32 protein-coding genes are annotated in these 24,231 nt (G+C 72.5%); 22 read left to right on the top strand and 10 right to left on the bottom strand.

Annotated features, from left to right (window positions below):
• The first annotated feature begins 31 nt into the window (after positions 1–31).
• Positions 32–823, top strand: coding sequence for a phosphatase PAP2 family protein (locus SNR22_RS25310; protein ID WP_320069158.1), 792 nt, complete (start codon positions 32–34; stop codon positions 821–823).
• Between the two features lie 39 nt (positions 824–862).
• Here SNR22_RS25310 and SNR22_RS25305 read toward each other — a convergent pair whose 3' ends face one another.
• Positions 863–2,623 (bottom strand): potassium channel protein, encoded by a 1,761-nt coding sequence (locus tag SNR22_RS25305; RefSeq protein ID WP_320069157.1) that lies wholly within the window; start codon positions 2,621–2,623, stop codon positions 863–865.
• 87 nt (positions 2,624–2,710) lie between these two features.
• On the opposite strand from SNR22_RS25305, the gene SNR22_RS25300 reads away from it, so the two are divergent.
• The 3 genes from SNR22_RS25300 (at position 2,711) to SNR22_RS25290 (ending at position 6,263) form a co-directional block, all read left to right on the top strand.
• Positions 2,711–3,223, top strand: coding sequence for an MSMEG_6728 family protein (locus SNR22_RS25300; protein ID WP_320069156.1), 513 nt, complete (start codon positions 2,711–2,713; stop codon positions 3,221–3,223).
• A 39-nt stretch (positions 3,224–3,262) separates the two neighbouring features.
• Positions 3,263–4,804 carry an FAD-dependent oxidoreductase gene (locus SNR22_RS25295; RefSeq protein ID WP_320069155.1) on the top strand — a complete coding sequence of 514 codons (1,542 nt, stop codon included), beginning with the start codon at positions 3,263–3,265 and terminating at the stop codon, positions 4,802–4,804.
• 145 nt (positions 4,805–4,949) lie between these two features.
• Positions 4,950–6,263, top strand: coding sequence for a hypothetical protein (locus SNR22_RS25290; protein WP_320069154.1), 1,314 nt, complete (start codon positions 4,950–4,952; stop codon positions 6,261–6,263).
• A gap of 266 nt (positions 6,264–6,529) precedes the next feature.
• Here the strand turns inward: SNR22_RS25290 and SNR22_RS25285 are convergent, their stop codons facing one another.
• Both SNR22_RS25285 and SNR22_RS25280 read right to left on the bottom strand, forming a co-directional pair.
• On the bottom strand, positions 6,530–7,303 hold the full coding sequence (locus tag SNR22_RS25285) for an enoyl-CoA hydratase/isomerase family protein (RefSeq protein ID WP_320069218.1): 774 nt from the start codon (positions 7,301–7,303) through the stop codon (positions 6,530–6,532).
• Positions 7,304–7,431: 128 nt separating this feature from the next.
• Positions 7,432–9,807 carry a M4 family metallopeptidase gene (locus SNR22_RS25280; protein WP_320069153.1) on the bottom strand — a complete coding sequence of 792 codons (2,376 nt, stop codon included), beginning with the start codon at positions 9,805–9,807 and terminating at the stop codon, positions 7,432–7,434.
• Between the two features lie 167 nt (positions 9,808–9,974).
• Between SNR22_RS25280 and SNR22_RS25275 the strand changes: the two genes are divergently transcribed.
• Positions 9,975–10,514, top strand: a complete 540-nt coding sequence (locus tag SNR22_RS25275) for a hypothetical protein (protein ID WP_320069152.1) — start codon at positions 9,975–9,977, stop codon at positions 10,512–10,514.
• A gap of 147 nt (positions 10,515–10,661) precedes the next feature.
• Here the strand turns inward: SNR22_RS25275 and SNR22_RS25270 are convergent, their stop codons facing one another.
• From SNR22_RS25270 to SNR22_RS25250, 5 genes are all read right to left on the bottom strand, one after another.
• Positions 10,662–11,285: a histidine phosphatase family protein gene (locus SNR22_RS25270; RefSeq protein WP_320069151.1), complete on the bottom strand. Its 624-nt coding sequence runs from the start codon at positions 11,283–11,285 to the stop codon at positions 10,662–10,664.
• A 65-nt stretch (positions 11,286–11,350) separates the two neighbouring features.
• Positions 11,351–11,770: a VOC family protein gene (locus tag SNR22_RS25265; protein ID WP_320069150.1), complete on the bottom strand. Its 420-nt coding sequence runs from the start codon at positions 11,768–11,770 to the stop codon at positions 11,351–11,353.
• 205 nt (positions 11,771–11,975) lie between these two features.
• Entirely contained in the window at positions 11,976–12,332 is a 357-nt protein-coding gene (locus SNR22_RS25260) for a hypothetical protein (protein ID WP_320069149.1), read from the bottom strand.
• A gap of 14 nt (positions 12,333–12,346) precedes the next feature.
• Positions 12,347–13,021, bottom strand: coding sequence for an ABC transporter ATP-binding protein (locus SNR22_RS25255; protein ID WP_320069148.1), 675 nt, complete (start codon positions 13,019–13,021; stop codon positions 12,347–12,349).
• An 11-nt stretch (positions 13,022–13,032) separates the two neighbouring features.
• Positions 13,033–14,967 (bottom strand): hypothetical protein, encoded by a 1,935-nt coding sequence (locus SNR22_RS25250; protein WP_320069147.1) that lies wholly within the window; start codon positions 14,965–14,967, stop codon positions 13,033–13,035.
• A gap of 321 nt (positions 14,968–15,288) precedes the next feature.
• Here SNR22_RS25250 and SNR22_RS25245 point away from each other — a divergent pair, with 321 nt between their 5' ends.
• Both SNR22_RS25245 and SNR22_RS25240 read left to right on the top strand, forming a co-directional pair.
• A complete protein-coding gene (locus tag SNR22_RS25245) occupies positions 15,289–16,080 on the top strand; it encodes a sensor histidine kinase (protein WP_320069146.1) in 792 nt (263 codons plus the stop codon).
• Entirely contained in the window at positions 16,077–16,787 is a 711-nt protein-coding gene (locus tag SNR22_RS25240) for a response regulator transcription factor (protein ID WP_320069145.1), read from the top strand. Before SNR22_RS25245 ends, SNR22_RS25240 begins: the two co-directional genes overlap by 4 nt.
• Before the next feature lie 103 nt (positions 16,788–16,890).
• Here the strand turns inward: SNR22_RS25240 and SNR22_RS25235 are convergent, their stop codons facing one another.
• Together SNR22_RS25235 and SNR22_RS25230 are read right to left on the bottom strand one after the other, a co-directional pair.
• Entirely contained in the window at positions 16,891–17,289 is a 399-nt protein-coding gene (locus SNR22_RS25235; protein WP_320069144.1) for an AraC family transcriptional regulator, read from the bottom strand.
• Between the two features lie 202 nt (positions 17,290–17,491).
• The gene (locus tag SNR22_RS25230; RefSeq protein ID WP_320069217.1) at positions 17,492–17,983 is read right to left on the bottom strand and encodes a helix-turn-helix transcriptional regulator; all 492 of its coding nucleotides are present in this window, start codon (positions 17,981–17,983) and stop codon (positions 17,492–17,494) included.
• 221 nt (positions 17,984–18,204) lie between these two features.
• Between SNR22_RS25230 and SNR22_RS25225 the strand changes: the two genes are divergently transcribed.
• The 15 genes from SNR22_RS25225 (at position 18,205) to SNR22_RS25155 (ending at position 24,059) form a co-directional block, all read left to right on the top strand.
• A complete protein-coding gene (locus SNR22_RS25225) occupies positions 18,205–18,453 on the top strand; it encodes a helix-turn-helix domain-containing protein (protein ID WP_320069143.1) in 249 nt (82 codons plus the stop codon).
• Positions 18,453–18,731, top strand: a complete 279-nt coding sequence (locus SNR22_RS25220) for a hypothetical protein (RefSeq protein ID WP_320069142.1) — start codon at positions 18,453–18,455, stop codon at positions 18,729–18,731. Before SNR22_RS25225 ends, SNR22_RS25220 begins: the two co-directional genes overlap by 1 nt.
• Positions 18,732–18,809: 78 nt before the next feature.
• The gene (locus SNR22_RS25215) at positions 18,810–19,466 is read left to right on the top strand and encodes a GGDEF domain-containing protein (RefSeq protein WP_320069141.1); all 657 of its coding nucleotides are present in this window, start codon (positions 18,810–18,812) and stop codon (positions 19,464–19,466) included.
• 5 nt (positions 19,467–19,471) lie between these two features.
• The gene (locus SNR22_RS25210; RefSeq protein WP_320069140.1) at positions 19,472–20,278 is read left to right on the top strand and encodes a hypothetical protein; all 807 of its coding nucleotides are present in this window, start codon (positions 19,472–19,474) and stop codon (positions 20,276–20,278) included.
• Between the two features lie 10 nt (positions 20,279–20,288).
• The gene (locus SNR22_RS25205; protein ID WP_320069139.1) at positions 20,289–20,636 is read left to right on the top strand and encodes a hypothetical protein; all 348 of its coding nucleotides are present in this window, start codon (positions 20,289–20,291) and stop codon (positions 20,634–20,636) included.
• Positions 20,629–20,889 (top strand): hypothetical protein, encoded by a 261-nt coding sequence (locus SNR22_RS25200; protein ID WP_320069138.1) that lies wholly within the window; start codon positions 20,629–20,631, stop codon positions 20,887–20,889. Before SNR22_RS25205 ends, SNR22_RS25200 begins: the two co-directional genes overlap by 8 nt.
• Positions 20,886–21,128, top strand: a complete 243-nt coding sequence (locus SNR22_RS25195) for a hypothetical protein (protein WP_320069137.1) — start codon at positions 20,886–20,888, stop codon at positions 21,126–21,128. Before SNR22_RS25200 ends, SNR22_RS25195 begins: the two co-directional genes overlap by 4 nt.
• Positions 21,129–21,435: 307 nt before the next feature.
• Positions 21,436–21,708 carry a hypothetical protein gene (locus tag SNR22_RS25190; RefSeq protein WP_320069136.1) on the top strand — a complete coding sequence of 91 codons (273 nt, stop codon included), beginning with the start codon at positions 21,436–21,438 and terminating at the stop codon, positions 21,706–21,708.
• The gene (locus SNR22_RS25185) at positions 21,705–21,899 is read left to right on the top strand and encodes a hypothetical protein (RefSeq protein WP_320069135.1); all 195 of its coding nucleotides are present in this window, start codon (positions 21,705–21,707) and stop codon (positions 21,897–21,899) included. Before SNR22_RS25190 ends, SNR22_RS25185 begins: the two co-directional genes overlap by 4 nt.
• Positions 21,896–22,177, top strand: coding sequence for a WhiB family transcriptional regulator (locus tag SNR22_RS25180; RefSeq protein ID WP_320069134.1), 282 nt, complete (start codon positions 21,896–21,898; stop codon positions 22,175–22,177). Before SNR22_RS25185 ends, SNR22_RS25180 begins: the two co-directional genes overlap by 4 nt.
• Positions 22,174–22,359: a hypothetical protein gene (locus tag SNR22_RS25175; protein WP_320069133.1), complete on the top strand. Its 186-nt coding sequence runs from the start codon at positions 22,174–22,176 to the stop codon at positions 22,357–22,359. Before SNR22_RS25180 ends, SNR22_RS25175 begins: the two co-directional genes overlap by 4 nt.
• Positions 22,356–22,532, top strand: a complete 177-nt coding sequence (locus SNR22_RS25170; RefSeq protein WP_320069132.1) for a hypothetical protein — start codon at positions 22,356–22,358, stop codon at positions 22,530–22,532. Before SNR22_RS25175 ends, SNR22_RS25170 begins: the two co-directional genes overlap by 4 nt.
• 37 nt (positions 22,533–22,569) lie before the next feature.
• The gene (locus SNR22_RS25165) at positions 22,570–22,875 is read left to right on the top strand and encodes a hypothetical protein (RefSeq protein WP_320069131.1); all 306 of its coding nucleotides are present in this window, start codon (positions 22,570–22,572) and stop codon (positions 22,873–22,875) included.
• On the top strand, positions 22,875–23,237 hold the full coding sequence (locus tag SNR22_RS25160) for a hypothetical protein (protein WP_320069130.1): 363 nt from the start codon (positions 22,875–22,877) through the stop codon (positions 23,235–23,237). Before SNR22_RS25165 ends, SNR22_RS25160 begins: the two co-directional genes overlap by 1 nt.
• A 99-nt stretch (positions 23,238–23,336) precedes the next feature.
• Positions 23,337–24,059, top strand: coding sequence for a hypothetical protein (locus tag SNR22_RS25155; protein WP_320069129.1), 723 nt, complete (start codon positions 23,337–23,339; stop codon positions 24,057–24,059).
• The last annotated feature ends 172 nt before the right edge of the window (positions 24,060–24,231 follow it).

Below are 24,231 nucleotides of genomic sequence, written 5' to 3'. Positions count from 1 at the left end.
CGGCCGGTCGGCGGGCCGGTAGCGTGTCCGCGTGCGGGAAACCCAGACGGTACGGCGGAAAGTGCAGCTCAGGCCGGTGCGCCCGGCCGGTTGGTGGTGCGACGCGCTGCTGCTCGCGGCCCTGGCCGGGTTGACGGCCGCACTCGCCGCCGACCGACTCTTCGGGGTCGACCGGGCGGTGGCCGACTGGGCCGAGGCGCACCGGCCCACCGCGGCGTACTGGGTTGCGGTGGTCTTCAACTACCTGGGCCAGGGCACGCCGCTGACCCTGATCGCGTTGGGCATGGGGGTGCTGTTGGCCGTCCGGGTGCGCTCGGTGCGCCCGGTGCTGCCGCCGGTGCTGGCCTTCGTGCTGACCTACCTCACCATCGGCCCGCTGAAGCTCTGGACCGCGCGGCCCGCACCGAGCGCCAGCGTCAAGGAGCCGTTCCTGCCCGCCGAGGCGACCCTGCCGCTGTTCCAGCACGACCTGCCCGTGCGGTTCGCCCAGTCCTACCCGTCGGGGCACGTCGCCAACGCGATCATCTGGTACGGAGTCATCGCGCTGCTGCTGGCGCCGCTGCTGGCCAGCTTCGGCCGGGCCGTCCCGCCGCGGCTGGTCACCGCGGTCCGACTGGTCCCGCCGATCGTCGTGTTCAGCACCACCACGTACCTGGGCTGGCACTGGCTGACCGACTCGGTGGCCGGGCTGCTGCTCGGACTGCTCCTCGACCGGCTGCTGCGCCGGGTGCCGTGGGACGACGTGCCGCTGCCTGGCCGACTGGGCGACTGGCGCCGACCCGCGCTGTCCGCCGGGTACGGCGTCCGCCGCCATGGGCGCTGATCGGGCCGTCTCGCGCACCCTCGGGCAGAGGGCCAGCGGTTATGCGTCGGACGGGTGTGCCGGCGGGGGCGGGGTGGTCTCGCGGAGCAGGGCGGTCAGCCCGGACCGACGGGCCACCACGGTCAGCCGGTCACCGGCGCCGATCACCAGGCGGGAGTCGGCGGACCAGTCGGCCTTCTGGCCGGGACGGGCGTGTGCGAGCAGGCGCACCTCGCCGGGGTGGGCCACGGCGGCCAGCGGGCGGCCGTCCAGCGGCGAGCCGGCGACCACCGGGATCTCGGTGACCAGCAGCGCGTGCCGGCCCACCGGGATGGTGGCGATCACCGCCCGGTCCAGCAGCGCGGCGGCGAACGAGGGCGCGGCCAGGTACGACACGCTGCGCGAGATGCCGATGTCGAACGCCTTCTGGATGCGCTCGGCGAAATCGCCGTCGAAGAGCCGCAGCACCACCCGCAGGTCCGCGTTGAGCCCCCGGGCGTTCAGCGCGGCCCGCAGGTTGGCCCCGTCGTCGGTGGAGACCACGACGAGGGCCTGGCAGGTCTCGACCGAGGCGGACCGCAGCGTCTCCTCCAGTGCCGCGTCGCCGACCACCACGGGCACCCCGAGCCGGTGGGCCAACGAGGTGCCCCGCGCATCCGGGGTCTTGTCGATGGCCACCACCTCGACGCCGAAGTCGTGCAGCTGGGCCATCACCCGGGTACCGATGTTGCCCAGCCCGACGACCACGACGTGCCCCGCCCGGTCGGGCTGGATCCGCCCGGCGTGCAGGGCCAGCCGGGCGTTGACGATGCCGTCGACCACCACGGCGGTGATCAGCGGGATCAGCGCCAGCCCGGCCAGGTTGAGCACCACCTGCATGACCTGCGCGGCGACGGGCTTGGTGACGTCCGGGTCCTCGCCGGTGAGCGTGGTGACCAGGGTGAGGTAGAGCGCGTCCGCCCAGTCGACCCCGGCGGCCCGGGCGTTGAGCCAGCCGAGGGCGGCAATGACCGCGAGCAGCACCAGCACCGCGACGCCGATCTTGCGGGTGGCGAAGCTACGGACCGCCCGGAGCAGCACCGCGAGCGGCTGGCGGCGGCGTCGGGCGCGGACCAACCGGCGGGCGGCCAGCTCGGTGCCGGGCGGCTGCCCGGCCGCCTCGGCGAGCACCACGTCGGCGGTCGTCTCGTCGGCCGGCAGGAGCCGGGGACGGGCGGAATCGCGGGTGTCGGCCACCGCGCAGAGCACGGTCTCCGGGCGTACGTCGGCGCGGCGGGCCACGTAGAGGGTGCGCCCGCCGTGCCGGAAGTGGGTCGGCGCGACCTCGCCGAGCGTGGCGGCCACGAAAGCGGGAGCGGCCATCGACGCGTCGGAGAGCACCGCCGAGTCGGGGAAGAGCTGCCGAACCCCGTTGGCCAGGCTGGTGTTGAACATCCGCACCACCAACCGCAGCCGGGGCTCGACCTCCTGGGCGCAGAGCGCGGCGTGCATGTTGCCGACGTCGTCCTGGTGCAGCAGGGCCAGCCCGTCCGCACCGGCCAGGCCCGCCCGTCGGAACGTCGCCTCGTCGAGCCGGTCGGCCCGGACCACCTGGATGCCCTGGACGTCCCTGCCGTCGGGCCCCTCGGAGCGGCGGCGCTCGGGCACCACCAGGGTGATCCGGATCCGGCCGGAGTCCAGCTCGGTGGCGAGCAGCGCCCGCACCACCCAGTACGCCAACGGGTCCGACCCGCAGACGACGTAGTGCGGACGGCCCTCCCCGTTCATCCGCAGCCGCCAGCCGGTCGCGCGGCGGGCACGATCACGCAGGGGATCCGCCATGCGCCGAATCGTAGTCAGCGGGCGCGAGACCACGCAGCCCCGTGATCACGAACGAATGCCGCGCCCCGGGACGGGTAGAGCAGCGGCATGCAGACGTTCCTGCCGTACCCGGACTTCCTGGCCAGCGCCCGGACGCTGGACACCAAGCGGCTCGGTAAGCAGCGGGTGGAGGCGATCCAGGTGCTGCGCGGGCTGACCTGGCCGGGGTACGGCTGGCGCAACCACCCGGCGGTGAAGATGTGGGCCGGGTACGAGGAGGCGCTGGTCCGCTACGGCCTCGACGTCTGTGCGGTGTGGTGCGAGCCGGGGCGGGCGGACACCTGTGCGGCGACGCTCGTCACCGACCTCGCTGCCGCCTGCGGCATCGCCGTCGTGCGCACCCAGGCGGAGCTGGCCGCCGCCGGCGAGCTACCGCCCTGGCTGGGCCTCGACGACCTGCACCGCAGCCACCGCTCCTCGCTGGTGCGCAAGGCGCCGGAGCACTACCGCCCGATCTTCGGCGACGTCGACCTGGCCCTGGAGTACGTCTGGCCGGCCTCCGACCGGGAACGCCACGGCCCGGGGCCGGGGGGAGGACCCCCGGCCGACGCGGGGCGCTGAGCGATGTCCTCCCACCGAGGCTGGGGCAGACTGTGACGCATGACACTGTCGCGGATGATCGGTCGGCTCATCGGCGTACGACAGCACGTGGTGGACCCGGGCGGCGGTGGAGCCCCGCGCGTGCCGCGCCCGACCGAGGCCGTGGTGGTCGGTGGCGGAATCGCCGGCATGTCGGCGGCGGTGGTCCTCGCCGAGCGCGGGGTGCGGGTGACGGTGTTGGAGGCGGCGCCGACCCTCGGCGGCCGGCTGGGCGCGTGGCCGGAGGCGCTGGCCGACGGCGCCCAGGTCAACGAGCACGGTTTCCACGCGTTCTTCCGGCAGTACTACAACTGGCGGTCGATCCTGCGCCGGGTCGATCCGGAGCTGGGCTTCCTCAGGCCGGTCCCGGGCTATCCGATCCTGAGCGGGCAGTGGCCGGCCGAGGAGTTCGGCAGGCTGCCGCCGGCCCCGCCGGCGAACCTGCTCGCCCTGCTGCTGCGCAGCCCCAGCCTGCGCCTGGCCGACCTGCGCCGGATGGACCGCGACGCCGCGCTGCCGCTGCTCGCCTACGACCCGGTGCGCACGTACGCCGAGTTCGATCACGCCACCGCCGACGAGCTGCTCAGCTCGCTGCGGCTGCCGGACCGGGCCCGGGCGATGCTGTTCGAGGTCTTCTCCCACTCGTTCTTCAACCACGAGGCGGAGATGTCGGCGGCCGAGATGATCGCCCAGTTCCACTTCTACCTGCTCGGCAACCCGGAGGGGCTGGCCTTCGACTGCCCGGACGAGGACTACGCCACCGCGATCTGGCAGCCGTTGACCCGGCACGTGGAGAAGCACGGCGGACGGGTGATCACCGGGGCCGCCGCCGCCCGGCTGGACCGGGGCCCGGCCGGGTGGCGGGTGACCGCCGCCGACGGCTCGGCGTACCCGGCGGGGCACGTGGTGCTCGCCGTCGACCCGCCGGCGCTGGCCGCCCTCGTCGCGGCCTCGCCGGTGCTGGCCGGGGCCGCGCCGCAGCTGGTGGCGGCCATGCCCGCGTTCGGCACCCCCGGCCCGCCGTACGCGGTGGCGCGGTACTGGTGCGACGGGGACGTCGACGCGGGACGGGCGGTGTTCAGCGGGGTGTCCCGGCAGCCCACGCTGGACTCGGTGACCCTGTATCACCGGCTGGAGAACGAGTCGCGCCGCTGGGCGGAGCGCACCGGCGGTTCGGTGGTGGAGCTGCACGCGTACGCCTGCGAGGAGGGCGTGCCCGCCGAGGAGCTGGCCGAGCGGATGCGCGCCGAGCTGGTGGCGCTCTGGCCGGAGTCGGCCCGGCTGCGGGTGCGCGAGCTGCGCGCCCGGGTGGAGGCGAAGGCCCCGGCGTTCACCCCGGGCAGCCACGCCGGGCGGCCGGCGGTACGCACCGACGCCGCCGGGCTCTACCTGGCCGGCGACGGCATCCGGACCGACTTCCCGAGCGCGTTGATGGAGCGGTCGGCGGCGACCGGGATCATCGCCGCGAACCACATCCTCCGGGCCTGCGGCGGGGCGGCCGAGCCCGTCCGGTCGATCCGTCCCCACGGCCTCCTCCGGAGGAAAGAAAGGGCACCTTATTAACGCTTCCGGTATAGGAAGGGCCCCCTATTAACGTGTCGAAATAACCGCTAAAGCAACGAATTCACCGCGAAACGGCCAGCCACTGTTCTACGCTCGTCTGACGCCCAGCGACGCCGGCGACGGCCGATACGGGAGGTCAGACAGGGTGTCGACAGCGCACCGGCGCGCACCGGCCGACCGGCCGCCGGTCGACGACGCACCCGGCGGCGGCCGGGACGACGACGCGTACGGCCTGCTGCGGGACGAGCGGGCCTGCATCGTGACCGCCCTGCGGCTGGGCTGGTGGATGGCCGACGCGTACCACTACGCCCGGACCGCCGACCTGACGACGGATGAGCGGCCGAAGGCACCACCGGCGAAGCTCACCAACCTCACCGAGATGTCCGGCCGGCGACGGATGCGGATGTACCTGGACGGCATCGACATGGCGCTCGCCCAGATCGCCGCGCTGACCCGCACCACGGCGGTCGCCGGGCCCACGGGCGATCCCGCCACCGGACCCATGGCCGGGCCGACCGGACCGGAGCCCGGACCCGCCGCCGGGCCAACTCGACCGACCGATTGGCCCGCAGCCGGGCCGGCCCTCGCCGCCTGGGTCACGCCGTCCACCGCCGCCGTCCGGGCGGCCCTGCCGACCGAGGCGGACGAGATCCTGCTCGCCCTCGACGACCTCAACGTCGACGTGCTCCGCTGGGCGACGGCCACGAACTACCGGGTGGGGCTGGCCTACCGGCTCGGCCGGTCGTTGGCCGACACCGTCCGGCGCGGCGACGCTGACCAGGTGCCGTGGCGCTTCGCCGGCCGACAGTTCCAGATCAGCCGCTGGCTGGACGAGCTGGCCAGCGTGCTGCCGCCGTACTCGGCCGCGGTGGTGCGCCGGTCGCTCGCGGCGTGGGCCGGCGCGGTCACCCGGGCCGGGCTGGGCGACCCGGCCGAGGCGGGCCTCGCCGAGCTGGCCCGGGAGCTGCGCAACCAGGGCGAGCTGTGGCGCAACGTGCTGACCGGTGGGTTGAACCCCCGGGACCTGCTCGACGAGGACGACTACGCGATCGTCGCCCGGAACGTGATCGTCCGGGACCGACGGCTGGTGGTGCAGGCGGCCCGGGGGGTCTTCTGGCCGGTCCTCGTACCGCTGCTGGTGGTGCTCCTGGCGGTGGTCGGGGTGAGCGCCGCCGCGGCGTCCGGCTCCCCCACCGCCCGCGCGGCCGTCGCCCTGGTCGGGCTCGCCGCTGGACTGACGGCCATCTGGCGGTCGGTCTCCGGGCCAGCCCTGGCCATCGCCGGTGAGGTGAACCGGCCGCTGCTCGACGGCGAGCTGATCGTGCGGATGGCCGTCCGGGTCGATCGTCCGCTGGCCGACGCCCGGGCCGCCGCCCGCTCCCGCCGGCAGCACCGGCCCGCCGAGGCCGACGCTGGATCGAAATACGTTGCCCGTCTCGCCCCCGCCGACCTACCGTGATCATGCAAGGTCAACCAACCCGCCGGGAACGAGCCGAGTCGTTGCGTCTCAGACGCGTGTCGCTGCGACCCTCTCCGGCCGTCCCGAGTGGGGCGGTGCCCGCCGGGCGGTGACGGACCGGCCGCCCGGATGGGGCGGCGCCCGGGGTGACGGACCGGCCGGCGGGAACGGGGGGCCGCGTCAGGGGTACGCCCCGGCGCGGCACCCGCCGGCCTCCACCGCCGCCGACACGCGGAACGTCACCCGGCGCTGCCGCCGTACCCAGGTCAGTCGGCGGCGGGCGGGGCCCAGCCGAACCGGGGCGGCCGGCGCTCGTTGGCCGCCGCGACCCCCTCGCGCGCCTCGCCGCTGTCCCGGACCTGCCCGTGCCACCAGGCGATCCGCTCCGCGTCGGCCCGCTCGTCGACGATCTCCTTGGCGGCGGCGACGGTGAGCCGCGAGCGGTCGGCGATCGTGGCGGTGACCGCGGCGATCCGGTCGGCGAGTTCGTCCGGCGGCAGCACCTCGTCGACCAGGCCGATCCGCAGGGCCCGCTCGGCGTCGATCAGGTCGGCGGTGAAGAGCAGATGCTTCGCGGCGGACGGCCCGACCAGCCGAGCCAGCCGCCGGGTGGTGGGTGCGGGGTAGACCAGGCCCAGCCGGGCCGGTGGCACGCCGAACCGGGCGTCGGCGGCGGCGAACCGCAGGTCGCAGGCGACCGCGAGCTGGCAGCCGCCCCCGACGCAGGCACCGGAGATCGCGGCGATGGTGGGCCGGCCGAAGGCGGCGAGTCGCTCCTCCGCAGCCACGGCGATGCTGGCGTCCCCGGCCTCCAGCAGTTCATCGAGGTCGCCCAGGTCGGCCCCGGCGCAGAAGGTTCCGGCCGCGCCGGTGAGCACCAACGCCCGGACCCGGGTGTCCGCCTCCAGCCGGTCCAGCAGCACCGGCAGTTGCCGCCACATCGCCGGGGTCATCGCGTTACGTCGCCCCGGATTTGCGATCACAACCGTGGCCACCGGGCCCGTCACCTCGACGGTCAGCTCCGCGTCAGACACCGCCACCACCCCTTCGCCTCGCCGGCCCGGTCGACGGCGCGGACGCGCCGGGGGCGGTACGGCGACCATAACGGCGCGGGCCCGCCGACCACCCGAGTGGGGTGGCCGACGGGCCCGCCGACGGTACGGCTACGTCAGGCGACGTTGAGCGCGGTGTCGTCGATGACGAAGGAGGTCTGCAGCGAGACGTCCTCCGTGCCGTTGAACTTCAGGGTGACGGTCTGACCGGCGTACGAGGCCAGCGAGAACGACTTCTGGCTGTACCCGGCGGCCTTGTTCAGGTTCGAGTAGGTGGCCAGGGTCGCCAGCACGGTCCCGGACGAGTTGAGCACCTGCACCGCGAGCTTGTCGTACTGGGTGCTGGTGGTGGTCTCGGCCGAGTCGATGTGCAGCCAGAAGCTGAAGTTGTACGAGCTGCAGCCCGACGGCACGCTCACCGACTGGGAGAGCGTCTCGGTACGGGTGCTGCCGTAGCCGTTCATCCAGGCGCCCCAGGTGCCGGTGCGGGCGGGCTGGCTGGTGCCGTGCTGGCCGATGACGCCGGAGCTGGCCGTCCACACCGTGTTGCCGGACTCGAAGCCGGGGTTGCCGAGCTTCTGGCCCGCGCCGGTGCAGCCGCCGGTGCCGGTGACGGTCAGCGAGTAGGTCGCCGTCTTGGCCACCACGCCGGTGCCGGTCACCGTGACGGTGTAGGTGCCCGCCGGGGTGCCGGCCGTGGTGGCGATGGTGAGGGTCGACGAGGCGCCCGAGGTCACCGAGGCCGGGTTGAACGACGCGGTCGCGCCGGTCGGCAGGCCGGACGCGGAGAACGTGACGGTCTGCGCGGTGCCGCTGGTGGTGGCGGTGGCCACGGTGGTGGCGACGGAGCCGCCCGGGGCGACCGAGCCGGAGGTCGGCGAGAGCGTGACGGAGAAGTCGTTACCGGTCGACGAGCAGGGCGCGTCGTTGCCGGCCACGTTCACCGCGGTCCACGAAGCCTGGACGGCCTTGTACTCCGTGGAGCAGTTGCCGTACAGGTCGGTGGCGGCCCGGAGGGTGTAGGCGCGGGAGGTGTTCGCCGGGGTGGTGGTGTTGACGTAGGAGGTGTTGGAGGTGAAGTACACGTCCAGTGCCCGGAACCAGATCTTCTCGGCCTTGGTCCGGCCGATGCCGGTCACCGCGGGGGCGGTGCCGCAGACCGGCGAGGTGCCGTACGCGGTGGCGCCGGTGCCCTCGGCGAGGTTGAAGAAGAAGTGGTTGCCCACGCCGGAGGAGTAGTGGACGTCCTTGTTCTTCGTGCTGGTCGACCAGCACGAGTCGGACGAGCCGTCCAGCGTCGGGTTGTACATGTAGCGCAGCGGCGTGTTGTTGCCGTTGATGTTGATCTTCTCGCCGACCTGGTAGTCGCCCGGGTCGCTGGGTGCGTTGGCGTAGAACTCGACCATGTTGCCGAAGATGTCGCTGGTGGACTCGTTGAGGCCACCGGACTCGGCGGAGTACACCAGGCCAGCGACGGCCTCGGTGACGCCGTGGCTCATCTCGTGGCCGGCCACGTCGAGGGAGACCAGCGGCCGGGAGTTGCCGGAACCGTCGCCGTAGGTCATCTGGGCGCCGTCCCAGAAGGCGTTGACGTAGGCGTTGCCGTAGTGCACCCGGCTCGGCACGCCGGTGCCGTTGCCGAAGATGCCGTTGCGGCCGTGCACGTTCTTGAAGTAGTCGAACGTCATCGCGGCACCGAAGTGGGCGTCCACGCCGGCGGACTGCCGGTTGGTGTTGGCGCCGTTGCCCCAGACGTTGTCGGCGTCGGTGAACGTGGTGCAGGTCGACGTGCCGTTGTTCATGTCGCAGGTGCGGCCGTTGCCGCGCACCGGGTCGATCATGTTGTAGGTGCTGCCGGAGAGCGTGGTGTCGACGCTGACCGCACCGGTGTAGATGCCCGTGCCGCTGCCGGTGACCGTCTCGATCTCGTCGTACGAGCCGATCACCTTGCCGCTGACGGCGTCGGTGATCACGTGCAGCTTCGACGGGGTCTGCTTGTCGGCCTTCCAACCGGAAGCGACGGTCTCCCACGCCAACCGGCCCTTACCGGAACTGGCGTCGACGAAAAGCTCCGGGGCGCCCACGCCGGTCAGGGAACCCGAGAACACCTTGCGCGCGGCCTCCTTGGCGCTGGCCGAGGGAACCTTCGCGCTGGTGCTCAGGGTCAACGGAGCCGCGAGACCCACCGAGGCTCCGGCGTACTCGCCGTTGGCCTTGGCGTGGATGACGAAGTCACCGCCGTAGACGCGCAGGCCGTTGTACGTCCGGGAGTAGCGGGTGTGCGACGCACCGCTGGCGTCCACCTTCGTCCGGACGGCCTGGTACGCCTCTCCGCTGGCACCCTGGACGGCGCCGGGGTTGCTACTGAGGACGGACTCGGCGCGTTCCGGAGCGGGGGCGGTGGGGGCTGCCGCTTGCGCCGTGGTGACGACGCAGGTCAGCAGGCCGCCGGTAAGCAGCGCTGCACTGGCGGCGGCGAGGGTTTTCTTCACGTGCCCTCCTGGCAAGGAATGTGTGACAAGAATAGTCACGCATGTAGATATAGTGATTGATCGACAAAAGTGGAAGAGGGCGGCCACTACCGGTCCGCAACACTGACCGAAAGGATGAGGAGGCCAAGGTGACGGAACCGGGCGGAGTCCGGATACGTCCGACGGACATGAGCTCGACTCCCCTGCGCCTCGCCCTGCTCGCCGCCCTGCTGACGACGGCGAGCGGATGCTCGGCCGGCGACCCCGGCGCGCCCGCGCCGTCGACGTCCACCGCCGTCCCGTCCGCCGCCGACACGTCGTCCACCACGACCGCGGCACCCGAGGCGACCGCCGCAACCCCCGGTCCGGCCGAGGCGTCCCCCGCGCCCGCCGCCCGGGTGGTGCTGCGCCGCTCAGGCGGCTTCCCCGGGCGCGACGACACGGTCACCGTCGAACCGGACGGCCGGTGGACGGCGGTCGACCGCGCCGGCACCCGACGTACCGGCCGGCTCGGCGCGACGGCCCTGGACCAGCTGCGGCGACTCACCGCCGAACCCCGGCTCACCGAGGGCGGCACTGCCGACGCCGCCGGCCGCTGTTCCGACGCCTACGAATACCGGCTCACCGTCGGCACCGCCACGATCGACTGGACCGACTGCCCGGTGGCCGGCCAGCCACCGCAGGCGGCGTCGGATCTGGCCACGCTCGTTTTCACCGCCGTCGACTGACCCGAGATCGACCCGGGCCGATGCGTGGAGAGGAAGCCACGGGGCGGTGCCGACGCAACCCGCCGTGGTGAGCCTCCTCGCCGGCTGACTGCCCGCCGATGCGCGGCCGGGCTCAGAACCGACGGGGCTCAGAACCGGTAGCCGGGCTCAGAACCGGTAGTCCGGGGGCAGCCCGGTGCCGCGCAGCTCGGCCGGCAGGTGGGCCACGTCGTTGACGGCGACGAGGGTCGGCGGCCCGGCCGAGCTGTAGCGGATCACACTGAGCCCGGCGTTGTGGTGGTTCAGCCCCAGCCAACGCCCGGGCGGGGCGTCCAGCGCGTGCCGGACCAGCCAGGCGATCAGGAACGTGTGGGTGACCACCAGCACCCGGTCGTCCCCGTCGGCCGGCGGGGCGGCGAACCGCGCGACGGCCGCCGCCGTCAGCCGCGGCCCGTCGACCCGCTCGCTCGCGGAGAACCCGGCCAGGAGCCTCGCGTACGCCGAGGGCAGGCCGGTCGGATCGGTGTCGTGCGGCAGGTGGTCGCCGGCCAGCTCGGTGGCGTACACCGGGATCCCGGGCAGCTGCCGGGCGACCAGGCCGGCGGTCTCCGCGGCCCGGGGCAGCGGCCCGTGGTGGACGGCGGTGAAGGGCACCCCGGCCAGCCGCTCGCCGAGCAGGGCCGCCTGCCGCCGACCCCGGGCGGAGAGCCCCACCTCCGGCGGGTCGTCGGTAGTGCCGGCGGGCCGGTCCTGCTCACCGTGCCGGGCCAGGAACAGCAGGCGGCTCGCCATCGTCACCTCGTACGGGTCGGGAGGCGCGATGCTAACCCGCGACTCCCGCGCCCCACCCGCCCCGCTCAGCCGCGCGGGAACATCTGACCGATACGGATCTTGTTGCCGAACGGGTCCCGAATGCCGAAGTCGATGCCGTACGGGCGCTCGGTCGGCTCGTCGGTGATCTCCACGCCCTTGGCCACCAGACCCTCGTACGTCTTGTGCGCGTCGTCGGTGGTCATGAAGAGGTAGCCGCCCAGCGCCCCCTTGGTGAGCAGCTCGCGGACCTGCTCGGCGGTGGCCGGGTCCAGGGCCGGCGAGCCGGGCGTCTCCAGCAGGATCTCCCGCGTCGGGTCGCCGGGCAGGTTGACCGTCAGCCAGCGCATGAAGCCGAGGTCCTGGTCGGTGTTGACCTCCATGCCGAGCTTGCCGACGTAGAAGTCGAGGGCCTCGTCCTGGTCGAGCACGTAGATCTGGGAGCGGCTGATCGCGTTCATCGTCATGCCGATCACGCTATTCGACCGGCCTGACCTGCTGCTTATCCAAAACTGCTAGGTCGCGTGTCTGAGTTCTTTGACGGTTGACTTTGGTGAGGATCTGGTCGGCGGTCCTGGTCGAGGCCAGCTGCCACCACCGCACCTGCTGACCCTGCTCTGACACCTGTGGCTCGGCGAACGATGCTCACCGAGCCACAGGCGTGTCATCCGGCTACCTCTCGACGAGGTGCACCGGAACACCGAACCCGTCGCGGCGCGCGAGTAGGCCGCTGATCGCCTCACGCTCCGGCTTCGATCCGTAGGTCACCTGGATCAGCGCACGGTCCTGGCCCTTGGGGCACGGGGAGCCCACCTCGACCGAGATTCCCTTGCCCAGCGCCGCGATGTCGGTGGCGAGGGACTCGCTCCTGGTCAACGCTGCGCTGGCCTCGGCGGCGGTCGGCAGTTCCTCGCAGGGTGGGTGGGTGTCGGTCGACGTTGGGAACGCGGCGCCGAGAACCGCGGCCGCACCCGCGCCGATGGCAACCACCGCGACGGCGCCAATCGCGATCTTGGATAGCAGTGACATGGCAGGTCCTTCCACTAGTGGGACTGATCGACGGGTTGCGCGACAGTTCGTCCGCTCCCGATCTCGTGGCGTGAACCGCAGGCCTCGATCATCTCGGAGTCATGCGTGGACACGACGACCGTGCAGCCGTCGGCGGCGAACTCCGCAAGCAGAGCGATGACCTTCCGCCGGTTGGCGGCGTCGAGCGACGCGGTGGGCTCGTCAACGAACACGATCGCGGCTCGCTTGTAGATGGCGCGGGCCAGCGCGAGCCGCTGCTTCTCACCGCCACTGAGGTGACTGGCCGCCTCATCCCGCCGACCCGCCAGCCCGGTCTGATCGAGAACCTGTGCCAGCCGCTTCCCGTCGCCGGTGGCCCGCTTGCCCAGCGGGCTCGACTGCATCGTGACGTTGAAGGCAACCGACTCCTCGTCCATGATCCCGTAGTCCTGCAGGACGAATGCAGCGTGGTCACGCCAGAAGCGGCGCCGTGCCGCCAAGCCGTACCTCGTGACGTTCTTCCCGTCGATCAGGACGCGGCCCCGGTCGACCGGGAGCAGCAGCCCGAGGCAGTGCAGCAGCGTGGTCTTCCCTGATCCGCTCGGGCCCACGAGGGCGGTCATCGTCCCGGGCTCGCAACGTACGGATTCGCCATCGAGCACCAGCCGCCCACCGATCGCCACGGAAACGGCCTCGGCCTCAATCAGCATGGGAGCTCCCATCAGATTCGACGCCTGCTGACGCCGGAGAAACACCAGTTCGCGGCCCACAGATGGCTCAGCGGGACAACGAACATCCCGAACAACGCGGCCACCAGCAGGGCCCCTGTGGAGTCGGGTCTCTGGAACAGCGCCACGAGGGACACGAGCGCCGCGCCGGTTAGCAACTCCTTGGACACCCGGCTCTGCAGGATCCGCGCCCACGGCCGGCCGGACAGCCGCAACGGAAAGTCGCGCTTCGCATGCAGCAGTGCGGTGATCAGAGCGCTGATCACGGCCGCGACCGTGAAGGCGACGACCAAGGCGGTGAGCGCGAGATTCATGAGCCAGACCACGTACGCCATGAACTGCGCCCGAAGGATCCCTTCCTCCGCGACGTAGACCACACTCAGGTCACCGTTGATCCCCCGGCCGCTCAGGGTTTCGGCGGAAGGGTCTCCGCGCTCAAGCAACGCCTGGGTGGCCGCCACGCCGGTGAACAGGATGTTCCTCGTCGAGACCATCGACGTCAGGTTCCGATCATTGAACGTCTGATGCAGGGAGGGCATTACGGCGACGAGGACATCGTCCAGGAAACTCAGATCCCCGCCGCCACCCTGGGCGACAGGCATCCGGAATCCGCCGGCGGGCCGCAGGAATCCGAACCCCGACAGGACCTCTTCCCCGGAACGCCGGTCTCTCGACCACAGCGAGAACGTCTCGCCGAACTCCCGGGAAAGCATGCTGCTCACACGCTCGTACGGCACCGGCGTGAGCGCGTCCGGCGGCGCGTTCGTCGTCATCAGATCGAGCCACCGCTGGTTCACGAAGGTGATCGCCGAGTAGTCGCCGAAATCGCCTCCCCATGTCTCGTCCGAGAAGGTGTACGAGTACGCGATCACCCCGGCCGATTCGCCATCCTTGACCAGGTTTCCGATCCGGGATTCGAGACTGGTCATCTCGTCATCGCTCATTCCGAACTGGACCGCGACCTGATCCGCGAGGTTCTTCCACTGCGCCATCTCTGCGGCCATGGCGGACGAGCTGCGATACGCCGACCATGCCGGCCCGGCCACGCCCAACACCAGCAGAAACGTCAGCGCTTGGACGACCACGGCCGCCGAGCGAAGGCTCTTCACCGCAGGCTGCCGGGTGGCGAGCATCGTGGCGCTCGGCCAGGCGGAGGCCGACATGGTCAGGGCGACGAGCAGTGACACGGCGATGACCGCGACCTCCACGCCGGCCAGTGCCTTGACGAAGACGCCGACGTACAGCCAGCCACGAGAAAGGCCCACATAGGCGGCGGCCGCGAGAGTGACAGCGGCCGCCGGAACGAGCAGTGCGGCCGCGAACCCGCCCAGGTCCTGTGCCTGAATGCGCAACGTGGGGCAGCCGCCGAGCACCCGGAGCGCGCGGCTGCGCGCCTTCATCGACAGCCAGAACAGCGCCAGCGCCGCGATGAGGGCGAAAGCGGCCAGGACGGCCGCGGCGAAGCCGCCCTCCCGCATGGCGAACCAGAGACTGTGGGTCACGGACGCGTCGATGCGGGTCACCCGTACGCCCGTGCTGCTCAGCCGGCTCTCCAACTCGGCGAGCTGGGCGGTGTCCCCGGTGACCAGATAGAAGCCGTCGGGCGACGAGTTTGCCAGCCGGTCCCTGCCGACGACCCTTCCCGCGCCGGCGCCGTTGAACCAGCGGAACGTCGCGGGCAGGCTCCCGTCGTTGAGGGCCACGAAGATCCGCTCGTCGCTGTCGCCAACCAGTTCCGGGGCGATCCTGACCAGCCCCAGGCTCCATTCAACATCCATTTGCGTCAATGTTGTGAAGGCTTCCCGGTCGCTGAACTGCGACTCGCCGAAGTCCAGGCCCAGCCTGCTCTGCGCGCCCATGGCCTGGGGAAAGTCCCGGTCGTGCAGATCGGTGACGACCACCGCCACCAGAGCCAGCAGGGTGAACAACGCTCCCGCGACCGCCATTACCACGCGCCTGTACAACGACCCTCCCGGGCGATCTGGACACCGTGGCGAAGGTGATGCCACTCGCCGTGTCCAAACAACCATGTGGAGCGCGCCGGAGCATCGGGCCGTGGGCGGCATTGGAGGTCGCTCGTCGGCCCTGAGTCCGTCAGACCGTGGTCCGATGCGGGTGCCCGGGAGGCACGAACTCGCGCTTCGTACGCCACGGAGCCTGGTAACGGTAGGCTGCACCGCATGATCGCGAGCCGGCATCGCTCTCGTCGATCATGGTTGCTACTGTCGGCCGGCGCGCTACTCGTCGTGATGACGTCCGTGCTCGCGCTCGGGCTCACCTGGCCATTCGTCACCGTCCTGCTGCTCGGCTTCGCGGCGGTCTCCGTCTGGGCGATCGTCCGACTACGGGTCGAGCGCGCCGAGCACGAGACGGTGATGGCGCGCCGCGACATCGCGGAGGCGGTGCTCGCGGAGCGCCTGCGCCTAGCCCGCGACCTGCACGACATCGTCTCTCACGGCCTGGGCATGATCACCGTGCGGGCGGCCGCCGCGGCGCACCTGCACGCACGCAAGCCGGACGATCAAGCGCTGCTGGCCGCCATCGAGGACGTGGAGGCCATCAGCCGGAAGGCGACGGTCGAGCTGCGCCGCATGCTGGACGCGCTACGGGAGGCCGACGACCGGCCCACCCGCCACCCGACGGAGACCCTGGCGTCCCTGCCGGAGATCATCGAGGGCGCCCGCCGGGCCGGTCTGGACGTGGAGTTGACCCAGGAAGAGCTCGGCGCGGTGTCCCCGGGCGCCCAGGTGGCGATCTGCCGGGTCGTCCGCGAAGGGCTGGCCAACAGCGCGCGTTACGCTGGCTCGACCAGGGTCGACGTCCGTCTGACGCGGACCCCGGCGGCAGTCAGTGTGACCATCGACGACGACGGGCCGAACCGGGGCTGGGCCGTCCGGCCAGGCGCCGGGCACGGCCTCATCGGGCTGCGGGAACGGGTGAACAGCCTGGGTGGTGCCCTGACGGCCGAGCCGCGCGCAAAAGAGCACGGGGATCGTGTGGGGTTCCGTCTCGAGGCCATCATCCCCGAGGGAGCGGTATGAGCGGATCCAACCGGCCCTTGCGGGTCGTTCTCGTCGACGACGAACCCCTACTCCGACGGAGCCTCGCGATGATCATCGACGCCGAGCCCGATCTCGCTGTGGTCGGACAGGCCGGCGACGGGATGGAGGCGATCGCCGCGGCCGAGGCCACCGCGCCCGACGTGGTGCTCATGGACGTCAGGATGCCGCGGCTCGACGGCATCGAGGCGACCCGGGGCATCTGCCGACTGCCGGAGCTCGGGCACACCCGAGTGCTGGTCCTGAGCATGTTCGACCTCGACGAGCACGTCTTCCACGCGCTCCGTGCCGGAGCCAGTGGTTTCCTGCTGAAGGACAGCCGGCCCGACGATCTACTCGACGCCATCAGGCGTACGCACAACGGCGAATCGCTCTTCGCCCCGTCGATCCTGGCGCGCTTGGTCGAGCACTACGTCTGCAGGCAGCACACCGGCCCTGCCGTTCCCGCACAATCCCTGCTCGACCAGTTGACCGCCCGGGAGGCCGAGGTACTCGGCCTCATCGGGCAGGGTCTGTCCAACGACGAAATCGCCGGGCATCTCACCATCGCCGTCAAGACCGTCAAGTCCCACGTCTCGCACCTGCTGAACAAGCTCGGGGCCCGCGACCGGGTGCAACTCGTGATCGCCGCATACAACGGTGGCCTTGTGAATCCCGTGCCCGCCCCCGTACGTGACCGGCGGCCATAACACGTCTCGGCGAGTTCCTGACCTTCATCGACGCCTGCAACGAACGCTGCCAACCGCCCATCTGGACCAGGACCACCTACCAGATCCTCACTTAAGCCAGCCGTCAAAAGACGACACTAGGTCGCATCCATGCCTTGGTGAAGCACGCGGGCACGTCCACCGGGCCCTTGCGCCGGCGGTACTCCGTCGGCGACTCCCCGACGATCCGGCGGAACGTCCGGCTGAAGGTGCCGAGGCTGTTGAACCCCACCGCGAAGCAGACCTCCGTGACATCCCGGTCGGTCTGGGCGAGCAGGTACATGGCCCGCTCGACCCGACGCCGTTGCAGGTACCGGTGCGGGGTCTCGCCGAAGGTGGCGCGGAAGGTGCGGATGAAGTGCGCCTCGGAGACGTGCGCGATCCGGGCCAGGGCAGGGATGTCGAGCAACTCGGCGTACGAGCGGTCCATGGCGTCCCGGGCACGGAGCATGGCCCGGTTGGACTCCTCCACCGCGCGACTCATCCCACCTCCGTCCAGCGCGGACGGACGCCTGCGCGACAGCCGGAATACCGTCCTCCGGGACGCCGGCGAAAATATGGAGCCCCCGGCCGGGATCGAACCGGCGACATCTCGCTTACAAGCAGAGACCGCCGGAGCATCGTACGGTTGGAGGCTCTGAGCGCCATCACAGGCAGCGCGAAGCCGATAAGCGATTGGTCGCTGGCTAGGCTGTTCGGGCCCGATCTGCGGACCGTGCGGGGCTCGCTCGTGACCCTCCTGACCGCAGCTCGCGCAGCGCCCTGATCGCCCTGATCTTGTCCCCGTCCGGGGCTGCGGCATCCAGGAGCGCATCGACCGGGTCGCCGTCGGACCGCAGCGCCTTGACGAGCAGCACCTTGACCGCGTCCGGATAGGGCCCGTCCAAGACGGACTCCACGATGTCCTGGTCCTGCTCGGCTACGTCTGTCTCGCCGCTCGTGGGCGCCGGCGGCTCCTCGCCCGTGTCGACGTAGCGCGCGATCGTCCCGAGGGGCCAACCGAGGGCCCGTTCGACGCCGACGTAGGTCGCGGCGTGGACGCCCTTGCCGTCCTCGACCCGACCCCAGGTGACCGCGCTCATCGGCGCTCTGGCAGCCATGGCGTCCTGGCTCAGCCCACGCGCAGCGCGGTGCCTCTGTACGAGCTTCCCTACCGCAGCCCGCTGATCCGGGCTCATCCGTTTGGTCATCGACCAGCGCTCTCGGGTCAAGGTTTCTTCATGTAGGCACAGGATGACAGGAAACTGCGGGAAACAAAAACCCGCCCTGCTGAGCGCTAGATGATTCGTGAACGTGAATTAAGCGCGGGTTAAGTAACTCACGCCAGGTAGGCGCAGGTTTCGAGCTTCCTGTAGGTTCCTGGTTGACTTTCGCCCTACAGGTTCCTACAGTTTCCGCCATGAAGTCGCCTCGAAGCCGCGCCAGCGCGGCCATCGCGATCGACGGCCCCGTGCTGCGCGAGGCGCGCAAGCAGCGGGGACTGTCCGTCCTCCAACTCGCCACCCGGGTCGGCGTCAGCAAGGCGTACATCAGCAAGCTGGAGCTGGGCTACTCGCCCCGGTGCAGCGTCACCGTCCACGCCTCGCTGGTGCAGATCCTGCGCCCGGAACGCGCCGACGCCTTCCGTACCGACAGGGCCGCCGCCTGATGAGCCGGGGATTCCAGGCTTTGCCGCCGGCTCAGCGGCAGCTCGCCGCATCCATCGGGTCGCTGACCCGCTGGTCCCGCGTGACCAGCCAGGCAGACCGCACCGCAGCCCTGGCGCCCGCCCGGGCCGCTCGGCAGCGGCAGTGGGAGCGCAAGGCCGACCCGGACGGCGTGCTCGCCCCGGCCGAGCTGGCGGCTGCGGTCGACCGGCTCAAGAAGGCGCACTACCGCCGCATGGCGCTGTCCAGCGCGCAGACGCGCCGTCGGGCCTCGGCCTAACGACGCGAGCCCTCAGCCGCGCGAACGGCCAAGGGCTCCAGCACCAGATCCTGACCCGCCACAGACCAGGAGACCCAGATGACCGCGATCGTACCGGACGTCACCGACGTCCGACCCCACCCGCCCCGACCGCTCGGGCCGACACCCAGCACCGGCAGCGGCAGTCACCCCACCGGGCGGATCGCCTACCTGGAAGCCCGGGTCGCCTTCCTGCAGGCGCAGCTTGTGGAGGCTCGGCGCGAGGCCTGCACCGACCCGCTCACGGGTCTCTACAACCGGGCCGGCCTGGCCGGGGCGTGGTGGGCGGTGCAGGGCGACTACCAGCTCGGCCTGCTCGACCTGGACCGCTTCAAGGCCATCAACGACACGTACGGGCACCCCGCCGGCGACGCGGTCCTGACCGCTATCGCCGGCGAGTTGCTCGGCTGGCCGATCGCCGCCCGCCTCGGCGGCGACGAACTGGTCATCGTGGGCCGGATGCAGGGCACCCCCGACCGGGCATGGCGGGTGGCGCTGCCCGACGGCCCCACCGTGACGGTGACCGCCACGGTGGGCCTGGCCCCCGTGGTCCTCGGGGACCTGCACGCCACCCTCCGGCGCGCAGACGCGGCAATGTACCGGGCGAAGCGGGCGGCCCCCGGATCGGTGGCCGCCTACGACCCGGCCCTGGACGACCGGCCGATGCGGTCCCGCCCCCGACTGCGGCTCCGCGACCGGATCGGCGGCACCCGATGAGCCCCGTGTCTGAGTGGTCCCAGCGGTACGACGCCACCCAGCGGGTCCCGTACCTGCCGGCCGACGACTACGACTTCGACCAGGCGCTGACCGAGTTGCGGACCGCCGTCGGCGAGATCGCCCCGGACGCGGCCGGCGCGGTCTCCGCCGTCCTGCGGATCCTGCGCCACCGCCGGGACCTGGCCGCCCAGGTCCTCGACGGGCGCGAGCCGACCTGCCGCATCTGCGGCGGTAGCAAGAAGTGCGTGGGCTGCGACGACATTCGGCCCGTGGCGGAGCAGGTGGCCCAGGGCTGGCAGGTCGTGTCGCCGCTGGGCCGGTGGGAGACCGTTGAGCGCGTCGAGCGGGCTACCGAGTTCTCGGCGGTGCGGGTGTGGACCGACCGGACCGGCCCCGGCTACTCGTGGTCCATCCCGCCCTGGCGCAAGCTCGACGCGGCTGCCCCGCCCCGACGCTGCCACGGCGTCGCGGAGGTCCGCGTCTGGGAGCACGACTACGCGCGCGACGCGCCGATGTACGCGGTCATCACCCTCGACACGATCCACCGCCCCGACACCGAGCACCCCTTGGCGCAGGCCAGCTACAGCCGTGAGGCCGGGTGGGCGGTGACGCACCGGCCCGACGGCGGCGAGGTCGTCGTCATCGACTGCGGCCGGAGCAAGGCGGCGGCCCGCACCGCGCTGCGCGCCGCCGCCCGCCAGCACGCCAAGGCACTCGGCGTGCGGGTCACCACGCAGCCCAGATCGCAGCGACCGCAGCCGCCGCCGGTGCCGACCCCGGGCCGGCCTGCGGCCACCGACTGCAATGCCTGAGGAGGAGCATGTGCCAGCGATCGCTGAGCTTCCGCCGCTAGGCGCGGCCCTGTGGGCCCTGCGGCCCGCCCCACCGCCAGACCCGCCGGCCCCGGCGTCGGCGGACCCAGCCCCGGTCGCGGTGGTCACAGCGGAGGCGCTGACGACGTCCACCCAGGAACTGCCGATCATCGCGGTGCCCGAGGTGCTGGACCCGCTCACGATGTCACTGGACCGGCTCGGCGAGCTGCTGCCCGCCCGGCTCCACGATGAGCTGCGCGCCGCGGCGGTGGCCCGGGTCGACCCGCAGCCGGCGGCCGCCACCACGGCGGCCCCGGCCCCGGTCCCGGACGGCGCGGATGGGTCGGGTCGTGCCTGACAAACCCAAGGTGCCCTGCCTGGACTGCGGGACCCCCGTGCATAGCGCGGTGGCCCGGGCCCGGCGGATCGGGTCAGGGTGCTGGCGTAAGCGCCGCGCCCTGGCCCGGGCCCAGGTCACCCCGGTTGCTCTGCCGGGCCTGTCCCGGCCCGGCAGAGCAACCGGGCAGGCCGGCCCGCACCTGCTCGACGGCCTGACCGACGTCGACCAGGCCGGCGTCAACGACGCCGACGTCGACGAGGCGCAGCCGTGAAGCCGCCACCGCCGCGCCAGTGCCCGGAGTTCGTGGCCGACCCGGACCTCGGACTGGACCACCGCCAGCGGGCGACGTGCCGCAACTGCGGGCGCGTCGGCGAGCCGGGCGACGTCCGGCACACCCCGCCGCCCGCGCCGGCGCTGCCTCCGCGCCGGCCGCTACCGCCCGGTCTCGCGGCCGCCGCCCGCGCCCGCGACGCCGCGATTCTCGGCGAACGCCCCGACGGAGAGGAATAACCGGTGTCGACGTACACGCGGTCGCGGCCGCCCGGCCGCACCATGTGGGAGACCGACCTGGCCGCCCGGCACCCCCGTAGCGCCGGCCCGGTCGATGAACGTGGCGTCGACCGCTGCCTCGCCCTGGTCGACGCCACGCTCGCGGCCACCGCACCGCCCGACGTCGCCGACCCGCGTCCTGCGCCGCCGTCCGGCGGCGACCTGGTGCCGTGCGGGGCCCCCCCCCCCGGGCGCCCCCCCCCCCCGGGCCCCCGCCCGGGGGGCGCGCGCCGTCCTGGCCGTCCTCGGCTGGCCGGCCGCCGACCGGGTGTGCTGGGCACTGGCCGAGGACGTCGTCCGCGCCGCCAACACGCCACCGGCCCTGCCCGGCTCGCAGGCCGGCGGGCCCGCCCCGGACCGGCACCTGGTCGAGGTCGCCGACGGCACCCGCGCCGTGCAGCACCCCGCCGACTGCCTGTCGCCGCGCTGCGAGGCCCGACAGCTACTCGACGCTGTCCCCGGCGGGTCTCTGCCCACCGGCCGGTACGAGGTGCGCCTGATCGACCCGCCCCTACGCGCGATCCGTGAAGGCACCCGGTGAGCGACCGCGCCGACGCCGACGCCGCGCCGGCCGTGTTCCACCCGCTGCGCAACTCGGCCCGGCCGCCGTGGCGGCCGCGGTGGCAGTGGACCGTCATCTCCGCCACCGGCCAGGTCGCCACCGGCTACACCTGGACCGAGGCCGGCGCGTACCGCCGCTCCGCCCGGCAGGCCCGGCGGTGGTCCCGGTGAGCCCGATCGGCACCCGCAGCGCCGCCCCGGACTTCCTTGACACCCCGCACGGCCCGGCCGCGTGCGCCGGCACAGAGGACGACACCACGTTCTTTCCCGAACCCGAGACCTCCGCAGCAGCGGCGGCCGCCGCCGCCCTCTACTGCCACCGCTGCCCGCTGTACCGGCCGTGCCGGGCGTGGGCGCTCGCGCAGCCACCCGACAGCCTGCACGGGATCTGGGCCGGCACCAGCCGCAGCCAACGCCGCTGGCTCAGGCCCCGCCGGAGCGCCTCGTGACGCCCGGGACGTGGCTGGTGGCCACCACCGTGCTCGGCCGGCCGGTCCCGGTGGCCGGCCGGTACCCGCACCTGTGCGGCATGACGACCACCGCGACCCGTTCCGGCAACCCGTACCGCTACACCGGCCGGAACTGCGCGGCCTGCGCCCAGCAGCTCGACCCACGGGCCGGTGCCGGATGACGCGCGACGAGCTGCTCGCGGAGCTGCTGCTGGAGCGGTACGGGCCCCGGCCGCTTCCGCCGCCGGCCCCGCCGCGGCGGGTGCCCCAGGCCCCGGCCGTGCCCGCCCCGCCGCCCCGCGGCCGGCACCTGGTGCTGCTCGACGGAGGCCAGCACACCACCACGGCGGCCTGACCGCCCCAACCCCACACACCCGATCGGAGAGACCCTGATGGAGATCATCCTCGATGAGGACCAGGTGGCCCTGCTCGCCGCCGTCGACGCCGGCCGCGTCCACGCGGATGCTCGCTTCAGCCGGCCCGACTTCGAGCGACTCTCGGACAACCGGCACCACACCCGGCGGGCGACAGCCCGGTTGCGCCCCTTGAAGGCGGCCCTGCTGGTCGAGTTGACCAGCGACGCCGACAACGAGGGCATCCGGCTCTACCGGCTCACGACCCGGGGCGAGCAGATCCTCACCGCCGCCACCGAGCAGGCCCGCTCGGCGGACACGGACGACACCCCCCAGGTGGCCTGATGGGGACGAAGATCAAGGGCACCCTGCCGCCATACGAGCTCAACGGCATCGGCGAGATCCGGCAGCAACTGCTGGAGAACCCGGAGGGCCAACACGTCGCCATCGTGGTGCTCGACTGCGTCTCGATCAAACACGACGTCGTCGAGGGCGACCTGGTCCCGACTCCCACGATCCGGCTACTGCGCATCGAGCCGGAGACCGACCCGGACCAGGCCGCCGCCCTGATGGCGTGGGCGAAGGGGCTGACCGACAGGCGCATCCCGCCGCCGGCTCGCCCGGATCCGATTCCCGGCCTGGATCTGACCGACGTGCCCAGCGGCCGGCCGGGCGCTCTCCGATCGGTCGGTGGCGACCGTGCCTAACCGCGTAGTGCGGGCGGCGGTGATCCGGCACCTCGTGCCCCTGCTTATCCGCCGCCGCCGAACCCGTACGTACGTCCGCACCCGCTGGTGGAGATGACCATGACCAACCCGCCCCTGTTCACCACCGCCGACGTGGCCCTCGCCGCTGAGGCGTACCGCCTCGCCCCCTGCCCCGTCTGCGGACGGACGGTCGCCTGCCGGTGCCTGGTGCCCGCCGCCGACCAGGACTACCGGTTCCGGGCCGTCCTGATGCAACTGGCCGCCGCCGGCCGGATCGCCGCGCCGACGACCCCGCCCTACGTCCACCACCTGCTCGACGCGCTCTTCACTGGCGAGCCCCTCGACTTCGGTGCCGACGGGGTGCCGCTCGACGTGCAGCGCCGCCTGGCCCACGCCCGAGCCGACGGACGTGCCCTGATCGGCCGAGCCATCCCCGCCGACGAGCGGCCCGTCAGCGGGCACGTCGTGGCCGTCGCCGGCGACGGCGCGTGGGAGATCGAGCATCCCGCCGACTGCGCGGTGGCCGCCCCCACCGGCCCGGCCGTGATCTGCCTCGTGCACGACCTGGCCGTCGAGCAGATGCCCGCCGCAGGCCTGCCGCCCGGCCGGTGGGACATCGAGGCCAACGACATCGGCGACCGGCTCCGGATCCTCGAACGACTCCACGACGACCAGTGCACCCCGCCGGTCTGCGCCGCGTGCGGCTGCTGGTGTCACGACAGCCTGCCCGGTACCTGCTACTGCGAGGACCCGGCCGGGCGGCTGTACGGCCACGCTCCGGGCACTGGGCGGGTCTGCGGCAACCCCGGCCCGGCCGGGTAGGCGGCCGGGTAGACGTCCCAGCCGCCCAGCCCCTGCTCAATAACCCGGCGCGGGCCCCCCCGACCGGGGCCCCGCGTGCCCCGGCCCCGCCGACACCAGAGGTTTGTCTATAGGGCGGGGGGGGGGTGGCGGGTTTGGGGGGGACCCACACCAAACACCACCCACCGGGGGG

Origin of the sequence: Micromonospora sp. RTGN7, assembly GCF_033804645.1 — a bacterium.
Classification (GTDB): domain Bacteria; phylum Actinomycetota; class Actinomycetes; order Mycobacteriales; family Micromonosporaceae; genus Micromonospora.
The sequence above is the reverse complement of the archived record's forward strand: the minus strand, read 5'-3'. Positions and strand labels throughout refer to the sequence as shown.

What these genes read in the sequence shown, in the direction of transcription:
- SNR22_RS25155 (WP_320069129.1), top strand. Translation starts at nt 23,337, where the DNA reads ATGACCAACCCGCCCCTGTTCACCACCGCCGACGTGGCCCTCGCCGCT.
- SNR22_RS25255 (WP_320069148.1), bottom strand. Translation starts at nt 13,021, where the DNA reads ATGCTGATTGAGGCCGAGGCCGTTTCCGTGGCGATCGGTGGGCGGCTG.
- SNR22_RS25225 (WP_320069143.1), top strand. Translation starts at nt 18,205, where the DNA reads ATGAAGTCGCCTCGAAGCCGCGCCAGCGCGGCCATCGCGATCGACGGC.
- SNR22_RS25245 (WP_320069146.1), top strand. Translation starts at nt 15,289, where the DNA reads ATGACGTCCGTGCTCGCGCTCGGGCTCACCTGGCCATTCGTCACCGTC.
- SNR22_RS25270 (WP_320069151.1), bottom strand. Translation starts at nt 11,285, where the DNA reads ATGGCGAGCCGCCTGCTGTTCCTGGCCCGGCACGGTGAGCAGGACCGG.
- SNR22_RS25265 (WP_320069150.1), bottom strand. Translation starts at nt 11,770, where the DNA reads ATGACGATGAACGCGATCAGCCGCTCCCAGATCTACGTGCTCGACCAG.
- SNR22_RS25295 (WP_320069155.1), top strand. Translation starts at nt 3,263, where the DNA reads ATGACACTGTCGCGGATGATCGGTCGGCTCATCGGCGTACGACAGCAC.
- SNR22_RS25300 (WP_320069156.1), top strand. Translation starts at nt 2,711, where the DNA reads ATGCAGACGTTCCTGCCGTACCCGGACTTCCTGGCCAGCGCCCGGACG.
- SNR22_RS25170 (WP_320069132.1), top strand. Translation starts at nt 22,356, where the DNA reads ATGACGCGCGACGAGCTGCTCGCGGAGCTGCTGCTGGAGCGGTACGGG.
- SNR22_RS25165 (WP_320069131.1), top strand. Translation starts at nt 22,570, where the DNA reads ATGGAGATCATCCTCGATGAGGACCAGGTGGCCCTGCTCGCCGCCGTC.
- SNR22_RS25220 (WP_320069142.1), top strand. Translation starts at nt 18,453, where the DNA reads ATGAGCCGGGGATTCCAGGCTTTGCCGCCGGCTCAGCGGCAGCTCGCC.
- SNR22_RS25275 (WP_320069152.1), top strand. Translation starts at nt 9,975, where the DNA reads ATGAGCTCGACTCCCCTGCGCCTCGCCCTGCTCGCCGCCCTGCTGACG.
- SNR22_RS25240 (WP_320069145.1), top strand. Translation starts at nt 16,077, where the DNA reads ATGAGCGGATCCAACCGGCCCTTGCGGGTCGTTCTCGTCGACGACGAA.
- SNR22_RS25235 (WP_320069144.1), bottom strand. Translation starts at nt 17,289, where the DNA reads ATGAGTCGCGCGGTGGAGGAGTCCAACCGGGCCATGCTCCGTGCCCGG.
- SNR22_RS25230 (WP_320069217.1), bottom strand. Translation starts at nt 17,983, where the DNA reads ATGAGCCCGGATCAGCGGGCTGCGGTAGGGAAGCTCGTACAGAGGCAC.
- SNR22_RS25160 (WP_320069130.1), top strand. Translation starts at nt 22,875, where the DNA reads ATGGGGACGAAGATCAAGGGCACCCTGCCGCCATACGAGCTCAACGGC.
- SNR22_RS25305 (WP_320069157.1), bottom strand. Translation starts at nt 2,623, where the DNA reads ATGGCGGATCCCCTGCGTGATCGTGCCCGCCGCGCGACCGGCTGGCGG.
- SNR22_RS25260 (WP_320069149.1), bottom strand. Translation starts at nt 12,332, where the DNA reads ATGTCACTGCTATCCAAGATCGCGATTGGCGCCGTCGCGGTGGTTGCC.
- SNR22_RS25215 (WP_320069141.1), top strand. Translation starts at nt 18,810, where the DNA reads ATGACCGCGATCGTACCGGACGTCACCGACGTCCGACCCCACCCGCCC.